Below are 10,670 nucleotides of genomic sequence, written 5' to 3'. Positions count from 1 at the left end.
CAGATCGTTGCCGCCTTCGACGCTGCCGGCCTGCTGGTCAGCGTCGACGACCACGCGCTGAAAGTGCCGAAGGGCGACCGCTCCGGCACCGTCATCGAGCCATGGCTCACCGACCAGTGGTACGTCTCCACCAAGCCGCTGGCGGAACCTGCCATCGCCGCCGTGGAAGACGGCCGCATCGCCTTCGTGCCCAAGCAGTACGAAAACATGTACTTCTCCTGGATGCGCGACATCCAGGACTGGTGCATCAGCCGCCAGCTGTGGTGGGGCCACCGCATTCCGGCCTGGTACGACGAGTCGGGCAAGGTCTATGTCGGCCGCGACGAAGCCGAAGTACGCGCCAAGCACAACCTCGGCCCGGACGTTGCCCTGCAGCAGGACAACGACGTGCTCGACACCTGGTTCAGTTCGGGCCTGTGGACTTTCTCCACCCTGGGCTGGCCGGAGCAGACCGACTTCCTCAAGACCTTCCACCCGACCGACGTGCTGGTCACCGGCTTCGACATCATTTTCTTCTGGGTCGCCCGGATGATCATGCTCACCATGCACCTGGTGAAGAACGAAGACGGCACGCCGCAGGTTCCGTTCAAGACCGTGTACGTGCACGGCCTGGTCCGCGACGGCCAGGGCCAGAAGATGTCCAAGTCCAAGGGCAACGTCCTCGACCCGCTGGACATCATCGACGGTATCGACCTGGAAACCCTGGTGCAGAAGCGCACCACCGGCCTGATGCAGCCCAAACTGCAGAAAGCCATCGAGAAGCAGACCCGCGCCGAATTCGCCGACGGCATCGCCAGCTACGGCACCGACGCCCTGCGCTTCACTTTCTGCTCCCTGGCCACCACCGGTCGCGACATCAAGTTCGACATGGGCCGCGTCGAGGGTTACCGCAACTTCTGCAACAAGATCTGGAACGCCGCGCGCTACGTACTGGACAAGGGCGAAGACTGCGGCCAGAACGGCGAGGCCTACGAGCTTTCCCTGGCGGACCGCTGGATCATCTCGCAACTGCAGCGCACCGAAGCTGAAGTGACCCGTCAGCTCGACCAGTTCCGTTTCGACCTGGCCGCCCAGGCCCTGTACGAGTTCATCTGGAACCAGTACTGCGACTGGTACCTGGAGCTGTCCAAGCCCGTGCTGTGGGACGAGAACTCGCCGATTGAACGCCAGCGCGGCACCCGTCGCACCCTGGTGCGCGTGCTGGAAGTGGCGCTGCGCCTGGCGCATCCGTTCATGCCGTTCATCACCGAGGAAATCTGGCAGCGCCTGGCACCGTTGGCCGGCGCCGAAGGCAAGACCATCATGCTGCAGCCTTGGCCGGTGGCCAATGAAGCACGCATCGACCAGGCCGCCGAAGACGACATCGAATGGCTCAAAGGCCTGATGCTCGGCACCCGTAACATTCGCGCGGAAATGAACATCGGCCCGGGCAAGCCCCTGGCCCTGTTCCTGAAGAATGTCAGCGCCGAAGACCAGCGTCGCCTGACCGAGAACGAAGCCTTGCTGAAGAAGCTGGCACGACTCGAATCCATCACTGTGCTGGGTGCCGGCGACGAAGCGCCGCTGTCCGCCACGGCTCTGGTGGGCGAGATGGAAGTGCTGGTGCCCATGGCCGGCCTGATCGACAAGGGCGCCGAACTGGCGCGCCTGGACAAGGAAATCCAGCGCCTGCAAGGCGAAGTGCAGCGAGTGGGCGGCAAGCTGTCCAACGCCTCCTTCGTCGACAAGGCGCCGGCCGAAGTGATCGAGAAGGAACGCGCCAAACTGGCCGAAGCCGAACAGGCTCTGGGCAAGCTGGCGGAGCAGCACGCACGGATCTCCAGCCTGTAACGGCGATTCGCGCAGTGTGAAAGAGGGAGGCCCGTACAGGCCTCCCTTTTTTATTGGCGGCAGATCGCTTTCGCTGGCAAGCCAGCTCCTACCAGTAGACGGTGCTTTGGCAGGGGCCGGCTTGCCGGCGGCGAAGCCTCCCGCCCCAACGCCGCAAGATATGGGACAATGCCCGCCACTTTGAACCAGCCCCGAATCGATCCCCCATGACCGCCCCCAGCACACCCAAGCCTGCGCGCAAAAAACCCAAGCCTGCCTCCCCAGCCAAAGCCGCCGCCCCCCGGGAAAAGGCCAGCCTGCATCCGCGCAATCGTCACCAGGGGCGTTACGACTTCCCGCAACTGATCAAGAGCACCCCGGAGCTGGGGCAATTCGTGATCCTCAATCCCTATGGCAAGGAAAGCATCGATTTTGCCGACCCAGCGGCCGTGCGGGTGTTCAACCGAGCCCTGCTCAAGGCCTTCTACGGCATTGCCCACTGGGACATTCCGGCGGACTTTCTCTGTCCACCCGTGCCCGGTCGCGCTGACTATGTGCACTTCCTCGCCGATCTGCTGGCCAGCCACAACCAGGGTGAAATCCCTCGTGGCGCGGCCGTGCGGGTACTGGATGTCGGCGTCGGCGCCAACTGCATCTACCCCCTGATCGGCTACAGCGACTACCGCTGGCAGTTCCTCGGTTCGGACATCGACAGCACCGCTCTGGCTGCGGCCAAGGCCATCGTCCAGGCCAACGGCTTGAACAAGGCCATCAACCTGCGCCAGCAAGGCAATCCCAGGCAGATCCTCACCGGTCTGCTGGAAAGCACCGAGCGTTTCGACCTGACGATGTGCAACCCGCCCTTCCATGCCTCCCTGGACGAAGCCACCCGCGGCAGCCAGCGCAAGTGGCGAGCCCTGGGCAAGGCCGATCCCAAGCGCAAGCTGCCGGTGCTGAACTTCGGCGGCCAGGCACGGGAACTCTGGTGCGAGGGCGGCGAGATCCGTTTCGTCAGTCAGTTGATCAGCGAGAGCGCGGGCGTCGGCCAGCAAGTGCTGTGGTTCAGCACCCTGGTGTCAAAGGCTTCGAACCTGCCGGCGATTGAAAGCGCACTGAAAAAGGCCGGAGCCCTGGAAAGCCAGGTGGTGGAAATGTCCCAGGGACAGAAACAGAGCCGCTTTGTCGCCTGGACCTTCAAGGACAAGGCACAGCAACAGGCCTGGAGTCAGGAACGCTGGGTCAGGAAGAACTAAAGAGGCGGGGGATTCAAAGACGATTCACCTTGCGTGAATCGGTGTCACACAAACCGTGCCCGGAAAACTTCTGAGCACGGTTTCACTGCAAGTATTACTTGTTAACAGCGTCGGTCAGGCCTTTAGCCACAACCAGCTTGATAACTTTCTTGGCAGCGATTTCGATGGCAGCGCCAGTCGATGGGTTACGGCCAGTACGGGCAGGACGCTCGGTCACTTTCAGTTTGCCGATACCTGGCAGAGTGATTTCGCCGCCATTTTCCAATTGATCAGCAACGATCTGAGCCAGTTGGTCCAGGGCGTTACGCGCGGTGGTTTTCGGCGCGTCGATAGCTTCAGCGATATCAGCGATCAGTTGGTCTTTAGTAATAGCCATTGTGGTGTTCCTTCCCTATCAAATTCATTTGGATTGCAGAGTGCAGTGTCAGCCATCGAGCCAGATCTTGTGAATCTGGCACCCCGGTTACAACCACGACAGATCGGGGTTATAGATACCGAAATCAGGGTTTGGTTCGACCCGACAAATGCTGAATGCACGCTTAACGCTGAGACATCGCGTAAGACGGGGCAAAACTAGCACACAGACGGGGAAATATCCGCCTCTACCTAGCCATTTGGTCAGCTTTATTGCTCTAAATCGGTAAAAAAATGCATAAGCCTTACCGACAGGCCGTTCATCGCCTGGCAAACCACGCCAAAACCAGCGGGTGCGGTACACTGGGCACTTTTTCGGGGAACCCGCCCTCCCCCTTCAATCAGCCGAGAAGCCCATGCCGATCCGTCATTGCATCGTCCACCTGATCGACAAAAAACCCGACGGCAGCCCCGCAGTTCTTCATGCCCGAGACTCCGAACTGGCAGAGTCCGCGGCCATCGAAAACATGCTCGCCGATCTCAATGAAAGCTATAACGCCAAACAGGGCAAAGCCTGGGGCCTGTTCCATCCCGAGTCCGGCGCTTTCCCCTTCAGCGGCTGGCTGAAGGAGTACCTGGACGGCGGCCAGGACTTCACCGCATTCAGCCGGGTGGCGGTGGAGCATCTGCAGAAGTTGATGGAAGAGTCGAACCTGTCGGTGGGTGGGCACGTGCTGTTTGCCCACTATCAACAAGGCATGACCGATTACCTGGCCATCGCCCTGCTGCACCACAGCGAAGGCGTGGCGGTGACCGATCAGCTGGACGTGACCCCGTCCCGCCACCTGGACCTGGGCCAACTGCACCTCGCCGCGCGGATCAACATCTCCGAGTGGCAGAACAACAAGCAGTCCAAGCAGTACATTTCCTTTATCAAGGGCAAGAACGGCAAGAAGGTCTCGGAGTACTTCCGCGACTTCATCGGCTGCCAGGAAGGCGTCGACGGCCCGGGCGAGACCCGCACCCTGCTCAAGGCCTTCAGCGACTTCGTTGAAAGCGAAGACCTGCCGGAAGAGTCGGCCCGGGAAAAGACCAAGACCCTGGTGGACTACGCCAGCAGCCAGGCCAAGCTCGGCGAACCCATGGGCCTGGAAGAACTCTCGGAACTGATCGACGAAGACCGCCCCAAGGCGTTCTACGACCACATCCGCAACAAGGATTACGGCCTGTCGCCGGAAATTCCTGCGGATAAACGCACCCTCAACCAGTTCCGCCGCTTCACCGGTCGCGCCGAAGGCCTGTCCATCAGCTTCGAGGCCCACCTGCTGGGCTCGAAGATCGAGTACGACGAAGAAGCCGGAACCCTGATCATCAAGGGCCTGCCGACCCAACTGACCGACCAGCTCAAGCGCCGCAACTGATGCTCCAGGGAGTACTGAGGAAGTTCCTGCTGATCCTGCTGGTGGTGGTGGTCTATCAGAACTGGGGCAAGATCGAGCGGCTGTTCAACCCTTCGGCGGTGGTCAGCCAAGAGATCCGTAACCAGGCCCGGGTCGTGCTCTATGCCACCGACTGGTGCGGCTACTGCAAGGCCACCCGGCGCTTTCTCGATCAGAAGGGCATTCCCTATCGGGAGTTCGACATCGAGAAAGATGCCGAGGCGCGCCAGGCCTACACAGCCCTGGGCGGTGCCGGGATTCCGATCCTGGATGTGAATGGCACCCTGCTTCGCACCTACGATCCCGATGCCATCATGGCGGCGCTGCAACCTCAGTAGGAGCCGGTGCCGGCGAAAGGGCCAGTAGATCGAGCATCGATCTTGAGGACGCCTTCGCTGGCAAGCCAGCTCCTACAAATGCGGATCACTGCGCCTGGATGCGGAAGCCCAGCCGCGGGAAGTGCACATGCACCACACCGGCACGCGAGTCTTCGCGACGCAGGATCAACTCTTCAGTGCCGGCGAACAGCAACTCTCCCGCCACCGGATCGACACCATAATCGGTGGCGGCAATCACCACCTGCTGGCCCGCCGTGAAGCCGTTGGGATCGACAAACTGCTCATCAGGCAGGGGGACCGGGGTAGCGCTGCGTGACACCTCAAGCGCTTCTTCGGCGCTCATCTCGGTGAACGAACCGTGGCCAAAGCCCAGCACCCGCGCCAGCCAGGCAGCCACCGCCGGATACGCGTCCACCAGAGGTGCCGTCACCGGCGTGCCCTTGAGAAACCAAAGGGGATGGGCCAGGGCGAAGTCGGCGATGGAGGGCTGGCCAAACAGGAAGTCCCCCGGCTCACGCTGCAGTTGCTGTTCCAGACGCGTCATGATGGCCGGCCATTGATGCTTGGCCTGTTCCAGGGGCAGGCGACTGGCGCTGCCGCCACTGAACAGCCCGGCACGGTCGGCCATGAACGCCTTGACCACTTCCGGCGGCATCTTGCCAAAACGCACGGCGGCGGACTCGGGCTGGAACACCAAGGTCACCGCGTGCTGGAACAACACCGAGTCGACCCAGGTGGCGAACGTTGCGCTGATCATTTCCTGGCCTTCGGGAAACAGCGCCGGCGAGGCCTTTTCCTGCTCCAGACGCCGGGCGATCAAGGCGGTGTCGCAGTAGATATCAGCACCAACCTGCAGTACCGGCGTCTTGCGATAGCCACCGGTCAGGGCGGTCAGATCAGGCTTGGGCATCACCGGGGAAATCTTCACGGAACGCCAGGACAGGCCCTTGAAGCCCAGGAGCAAGCGGGCTTTTTCCGCGAATGGAGAAGTCGGGTAATGGTGCAGGATCAACTCTGACATGCTGGGTTCCGCCGCAAGAGGGAGAACGCTGAGCTTAGCGCGCAATCCGTCGACGGCCTACAGATCCAATTGATGAGAACCTATCAGTCAGATTGATGCGGTTGCACCGGCAGAAGCCACCAGACATTCCTTGGCGCTTTTCCTGAGTTTCTTGATCAACCGCTCCTGACGCAGAGCCTCGCTCTTGTCCCGGCAGGCTTCGGTATAGACCAGCGCCACTGCGGGACTGGAAAGAAAAAACCGTGCGCCCTTGCCACTCTGGTGCTTGGCGAAACGCCGCTGCGGATCATCGCTGATACCGCAATACAAGGCCCCATTGGCGGCACGCACCAAGTAGACGAACCAGGGTTTGCTGTCCGCCACTGGCGAAGCGGCTTCAACGACGGGAGAGGGATCGGGGCTGGTCACAAAAGGCATCGAGGCTTGTGGATAACAAGCCGCGATCTTAGCAGAGGATGGTTTTCAACGGCCGCTCTGAAAGGCCTTCAAGCCTTTGCGGGCCTGGGCGCGAACGGCATTTTTCAAGAACGGCGTCCATCCCAGCAGCAGCCCTTTGGCTCCCAGGGCCTGACGCGCCCAACGCCACATGTCGAAATGATCGTGGTGTTCACAGATCTTGCCATCGCGAAACACGAAGCGCGCCTGGATATCGTTGACCACCGTGTTGCCGGTCTGGCTGAACAGGTAGGTGGCGACCCAGTGCGCGCCACCCGAGCGCTCGTCGGCACGCACCTGATCGAACGTCAGGGAAAAGTCCTTGGCCCGGGAAGTGAGCAGGCGCCACATGTCGCCGGCGTCACGTCCGCGCAATTCGCCGAAGGCCGGATCACTGAATACGACGTCCTCGGTATAGCAGGCGCTCATGGCCTCGGCATCAAGCCGCTGGAAGGCCTGGTAGAACTCAGTGATCAGGGCGCGGTGGGCATCACTCATGGACGGACTCCGGAAGGGCAAAGGGATGCCAGCACAATAATCCGCACGCCTTGAGAAGACTATCGGCATTTGCCGTGCAAATACCGACAGTTACGCCCATCAGATTCTCTCGCTTTGCACCTGCACATACAGCGAACGGCCGGCGCCCAGCCCGGCAATGATCGCCCCACTGCCCAGCACTGCGAAGATCCAGCCCACGGCGTTCCAACCACCGGTCCAGTCATGCACCAGCCCCACGGCAAACGGCCCCATGGACGCCAGGGTGTAGCCAATGCCCTGGGCCATGCTCGACAGGTTGGCTGCCACATGGGTATCCCGCGAACGCAGGACGATCAAGGTCAGGGCCAGGCTGAAAGTACCGCCCTGCCCCAGGCCCAGCAGAATGGCCCAGCCCCACAAGCCGTCAAGCGGTGCATACAGGCAGCCGAACAGGCCGCCCAAGGTCATCAGCATGACAATCACAATGGCCAGGCGTTGATCCTTGCCGCGGGTCGCCAGCCAGGGCGCGGCCAGGGAGCTGGCCAGCTGCACGATCACCGAACCCGACAGCACCAGTCCGGCCTGGGTCGGAGTCAGCCCACGACCGATCAGGATCGACGGCAACCAGCCAAACACGATGTAGGCCAGGGACGATTGCAGGCCCATGTACAAGGTCACCTGCCAGGCCAGGCGATCACGCAGCAACCCGCGCACACGGAAGGCGACATGGTGGGCGCCGTGTTTTTGCCCCACTTGAGGCAACCAGAACAGCGCCGCCACCAACGCCGGCACCACCCAGAAGCCAAGGCCCATGGCCCAGCTGTCATCGAAGTGGTGGCTCAAGGGCACCGTTGCCCCCGCCGCCATGGCCGCCCCCAGGCACAGGGCCATGGTGTAGACCCCGGTCATGGTTCCGGCATGCCGGGCGAAGTCGCGCTTGACGATACCCGGCAACAGCACCCCGATCACGCCGATGCTGGCCCCTGCCAGGATGCTCCCGGCAAAGACCCCGAACTCACCAAGGGAGCTGCGCAGGACAATGCCCAGGGCCAGGGTCAGGAGGATCCCCAGCACCACCCGTTCGGCGCCGAAACGCCGGGCCAGCAGCGGCGCCAAAGGAGCAAACAGCCCCAGGCACAACACCGGCAAGGTGGTCAGCAACCCCGCCTTGGCGGCCGACAGGCCCAGGTTCTGGGAGACGTCACTGAGCAACGGCGCCATGCTCGACAGTGCCGGACGCAGGTTCAACGCCACCAGGATCAGCCCCAGCAGCAACAGCCAGGGCCGCCGCAAAGGTGGCGGGGCCTGCTGGACTTCTTCGTCATCGGCCTCGGCGTCGATCAACAACTCTGGAGGCGACGGGGTGTTCGGGGGGGCCTTGTGGCTGGACATATAGGTCTCGGATTCAGGATTCGTTGATCAACTGGCGGGAAAGGTTCTTGGCCCGCTCGGGGTCGCCCTGCTCGATGGCATCCAGCAGGTGCTGGTGGAGATCGAAGACGTCCTGGCGGCGCGGAGTGACCGTCAAGGCCTGGCGCAACTGAGCGCCCACCACACTGGAGAAATAGCGGTACAGCTGGCTCAGGGTCGGATTGTGCGCGGCATCCACCAGGCCCTGATGAAACACCAGGTCGCAGGCGATGTAGCTTTCCAGATCGCCATGAAAATGCCCGCCGCTGGCCTGCAAGGCTTGGTTCAAGGCGCGCAGGTCCTCGTCGGTGCGACGCAGGGCCGCGAGGCCAACCGCCTCCACTTCTAGGATCTGCCGGGTTTCCCGAGCCTGTTCCAGGGAGCATTGGGACAGGGCCTGGAGCATGTCCAGGGGATCGGCCACCGCCCGCAGGTAGCTGCCGTCGCCCTGGCGGATCTCGATCAGCCCGGAGAACGCCAGCACGCGCATGGCTTCGCGCACGGTGTTGCGGCTGATGCCCAGCTCACTGGCCAGTTCCGGTTCGGTGGGCAGGCGCTGGCCGACAACCCAGGCGCCATTGGTGATGCGCAGGCGCAGCTGTTCCAGGGCCTGGTCGACCAGGGAACGTTTGATCAGGGGGGATATTTCGCTCATTGAACTCACTCTTTCATCCAATCATCGGACGAATTGCCTGGCATGGTATTCAGACCTTTCCCAGAGTTCAACGTTTTAGGCTGGAGGAGGCACTTTCGCCATTTCAAACAGGCCTTGACAAAAAACCCTATAAGGGTAATTTCAATCAAGCCTCAAAGGTGTCTCATGGAAAAGAAAACACCTCATTACGACCTGTCGCTGATCAAGGCACAGGTCGTTCGGCAAGGGGCACGAGCCTTCACTCGAAGCGCGTTGCTCTGCGGCAAGGAACTCGGATTGTCCTTGGCGGCCATGCAACGAGTGATAGCCGGAATCCAGGGCAGCATGTTCTACAAATCGATGACCACCTATCACGATCACCGGGTGTGGCAGGACGTGTATTACACCGGCATCGATAACCGGACGCTCTACATCAAGATCACCCAGCGCCCCGGCATAGGGCCTCCAGTGATCTCCTTCAAGGAGGCACAAACATGAAACGACAACAGTGCTACAGCTGCGGCGCCCCGAGCAGCATGCTGGCGTTCGAGCAGCGCAGCGAGCTCATCGACTACCGGCACCTGTTGCGTCACCTCCATGGCCTGGCCGGCTGGGAATGCCAGGAATGCGGTGAAATCGAATTCGACGCAGCGAGCGCAGAACGTTACGCCGCCGCGGGCGACCAATTGCTGGAGGAGTATCGGCAGATCGTCGCCGCAGACATGAAGCGCATCCGCCGCAAGCTGCATCTTTCCCAGAAAGAAGCGGTCAGGCTGCTGTCAGGCGGCGGGCACAATGCCTTTTCCCGCTATGAACGCGGCGAAGTCGGCGCGCCCCAACCGCTGTACATGCTGATGCGCCTGCTGGATCGGCACCCGCAGTTGATGAAGGACGTACTGGATCTCAGCCAACCGCAACTGGCGCCCTCTACCTCCAGCGAACCACCCGAACAACAACTCGGCGCTGCCGGCAGTTGAACGCCGGACAAAAATAAACCCGGAACCAGTCCGGGTTTATCTTCAGCGCGGGCCCTGCGGCAGGATCAATGCAGGATCTGGCTCAGGAACAGCTTGGTACGATCATTCTGCGGGTTGTCGAAGAAGTCGTTCGGTGCCGCCTGCTCGACGATCTCGCCCTTGTCCATGAAGATCACCCGGTTGGCCACCGTGCGGGCAAAGCCCATTTCGTGGGTCACGCAGAGCATGGTCATGCCGTCCTCGGCAAGGCCGATCATGGTGTCCAGCACTTCCTTGACCATTTCCGGGTCCAGGGCCGAGGTGGGTTCATCGAACAGCATGATCTTGGGCTTCATGCACAGCGCCCGGGCAATCGCCACCCGCTGTTGCTGACCACCGGAGAGCTGGCCCGGGTACTTGTTGGCCTGCTCCGGAATCCGCACCCGCTCCAGATAGTGCATGGCGATTTCCTCGGCCTTGCGCTTGGGCATCTTGCGCACCCACATCGGCGCCAGGGTGCAGTTCTGCAGAATGGTCAGGTGCG

Annotated in this window: 13 protein-coding genes; 6 read left to right on the top strand and 7 right to left on the bottom strand. The window is 61.8% G+C overall.

Annotated elements, in window-relative coordinates; all coding sequences use genetic code 11:
• Nucleotides 1–1,830, top strand: a 1,830-nt coding sequence (locus BLX41_RS36520) for a valine--tRNA ligase (RefSeq protein WP_259745284.1), incomplete at its 5' end; no start/stop codon positions are given.
• Between the two features lie 206 nt (nt 1,831–2,036).
• Complete coding sequence (rlmF, locus tag BLX41_RS28480) at nt 2,037–3,062, top strand: 23S rRNA (adenine(1618)-N(6))-methyltransferase RlmF (protein ID WP_123727575.1); 1,026 nt, start codon at nt 2,037–2,039, stop codon at nt 3,060–3,062.
• A gap of 94 nt (nt 3,063–3,156) precedes the next feature.
• Here rlmF and BLX41_RS28475 read toward each other — a convergent pair whose 3' ends face one another.
• A complete protein-coding gene (locus BLX41_RS28475; RefSeq protein ID WP_003440137.1) occupies nt 3,157–3,438 on the bottom strand; it encodes an HU family DNA-binding protein in 282 nt (93 codons plus the stop codon).
• Nucleotides 3,439–3,832: 394 nt separating this feature from the next.
• Between BLX41_RS28475 and yejK the strand changes: the two genes are divergently transcribed.
• A complete protein-coding gene (yejK, locus tag BLX41_RS28470) occupies nt 3,833–4,837 on the top strand; it encodes a nucleoid-associated protein YejK (protein ID WP_060837659.1) in 1,005 nt (334 codons plus the stop codon).
• Nucleotides 4,837–5,193, top strand: coding sequence for a glutaredoxin family protein (locus BLX41_RS28465; RefSeq protein ID WP_123727574.1), 357 nt, complete (start codon nt 4,837–4,839; stop codon nt 5,191–5,193). The genes yejK and BLX41_RS28465 overlap by 1 nt, the downstream gene beginning before the upstream one ends.
• A gap of 85 nt (nt 5,194–5,278) precedes the next feature.
• On the opposite strand, the gene BLX41_RS28460 is transcribed toward BLX41_RS28465, so the two are convergent.
• From BLX41_RS28460 to BLX41_RS28440, 5 genes are all read right to left on the bottom strand, one after another.
• The gene (locus BLX41_RS28460; protein WP_123727573.1) at nt 5,279–6,214 is read right to left on the bottom strand and encodes a glutathione S-transferase family protein; all 936 of its coding nucleotides are present in this window, start codon (nt 6,212–6,214) and stop codon (nt 5,279–5,281) included.
• An 87-nt stretch (nt 6,215–6,301) separates the two neighbouring features.
• Complete coding sequence (locus tag BLX41_RS28455) at nt 6,302–6,631, bottom strand: GIY-YIG nuclease family protein (protein ID WP_346633517.1); 330 nt, start codon at nt 6,629–6,631, stop codon at nt 6,302–6,304.
• A 45-nt stretch (nt 6,632–6,676) separates the two neighbouring features.
• A complete protein-coding gene (locus tag BLX41_RS28450) occupies nt 6,677–7,147 on the bottom strand; it encodes a nuclear transport factor 2 family protein (RefSeq protein WP_123727572.1) in 471 nt (156 codons plus the stop codon).
• Nucleotides 7,148–7,246: 99 nt separating this feature from the next.
• Nucleotides 7,247–8,518 (bottom strand): CynX/NimT family MFS transporter, encoded by a 1,272-nt coding sequence (locus BLX41_RS28445; protein ID WP_123727571.1) that lies wholly within the window; start codon nt 8,516–8,518, stop codon nt 7,247–7,249.
• Between the two features lie 13 nt (nt 8,519–8,531).
• Nucleotides 8,532–9,191, bottom strand: a complete 660-nt coding sequence (locus tag BLX41_RS28440; protein ID WP_123727570.1) for a FadR/GntR family transcriptional regulator — start codon at nt 9,189–9,191, stop codon at nt 8,532–8,534.
• A 165-nt stretch (nt 9,192–9,356) separates the two neighbouring features.
• Here BLX41_RS28440 and BLX41_RS28435 point away from each other — a divergent pair, with 165 nt between their 5' ends.
• Nucleotides 9,357–9,668 (top strand): type II toxin-antitoxin system MqsR family toxin, encoded by a 312-nt coding sequence (locus tag BLX41_RS28435; RefSeq protein ID WP_123727569.1) that lies wholly within the window; start codon nt 9,357–9,359, stop codon nt 9,666–9,668.
• Entirely contained in the window at nt 9,665–10,147 is a 483-nt protein-coding gene (locus BLX41_RS28430) for a type II toxin-antitoxin system MqsA family antitoxin (RefSeq protein ID WP_123727568.1), read from the top strand. The genes BLX41_RS28435 and BLX41_RS28430 overlap by 4 nt, the downstream gene beginning before the upstream one ends.
• A 65-nt stretch (nt 10,148–10,212) precedes the next feature.
• Here the strand turns inward: BLX41_RS28430 and BLX41_RS36515 are convergent.
• The coding region (locus BLX41_RS36515; RefSeq protein ID WP_259745283.1) for an amino acid ABC transporter ATP-binding protein at nt 10,213–10,670 on the bottom strand (458 nt) is incomplete at its 5' end.

It is taken from the genome of Pseudomonas protegens, assembly GCF_003732485.1.
GTDB lineage: Bacteria > Pseudomonadota > Gammaproteobacteria > Pseudomonadales > Pseudomonadaceae > Aquipseudomonas > Aquipseudomonas protegens_B.
Note: the sequence above shows the minus strand (reverse complement) of the source record. Positions and strands in the feature narration are given on the sequence as shown.

What these genes read in the sequence shown, in the direction of transcription:
- rlmF (WP_123727575.1), top strand. Translation starts at nt 2,037, where the DNA reads ATGACCGCCCCCAGCACACCCAAGCCTGCGCGCAAAAAACCCAAGCCT.
- BLX41_RS28475 (WP_003440137.1), bottom strand. Translation starts at nt 3,438, where the DNA reads ATGGCTATTACTAAAGACCAACTGATCGCTGATATCGCTGAAGCTATC.
- yejK (WP_060837659.1), top strand. Translation starts at nt 3,833, where the DNA reads ATGCCGATCCGTCATTGCATCGTCCACCTGATCGACAAAAAACCCGAC.
- BLX41_RS28465 (WP_123727574.1), top strand. Translation starts at nt 4,837, where the DNA reads ATGCTCCAGGGAGTACTGAGGAAGTTCCTGCTGATCCTGCTGGTGGTG.
- BLX41_RS28460 (WP_123727573.1), bottom strand. Translation starts at nt 6,214, where the DNA reads ATGTCAGAGTTGATCCTGCACCATTACCCGACTTCTCCATTCGCGGAA.
- BLX41_RS28455 (WP_346633517.1), bottom strand. Translation starts at nt 6,631, where the DNA reads ATGCCTTTTGTGACCAGCCCCGATCCCTCTCCCGTCGTTGAAGCCGCT.
- BLX41_RS28450 (WP_123727572.1), bottom strand. Translation starts at nt 7,147, where the DNA reads ATGAGTGATGCCCACCGCGCCCTGATCACTGAGTTCTACCAGGCCTTC.
- BLX41_RS28445 (WP_123727571.1), bottom strand. Translation starts at nt 8,518, where the DNA reads ATGTCCAGCCACAAGGCCCCCCCGAACACCCCGTCGCCTCCAGAGTTG.
- BLX41_RS28440 (WP_123727570.1), bottom strand. Translation starts at nt 9,191, where the DNA reads ATGAGCGAAATATCCCCCCTGATCAAACGTTCCCTGGTCGACCAGGCC.
- BLX41_RS28435 (WP_123727569.1), top strand. Translation starts at nt 9,357, where the DNA reads ATGGAAAAGAAAACACCTCATTACGACCTGTCGCTGATCAAGGCACAG.
- BLX41_RS28430 (WP_123727568.1), top strand. Translation starts at nt 9,665, where the DNA reads ATGAAACGACAACAGTGCTACAGCTGCGGCGCCCCGAGCAGCATGCTG.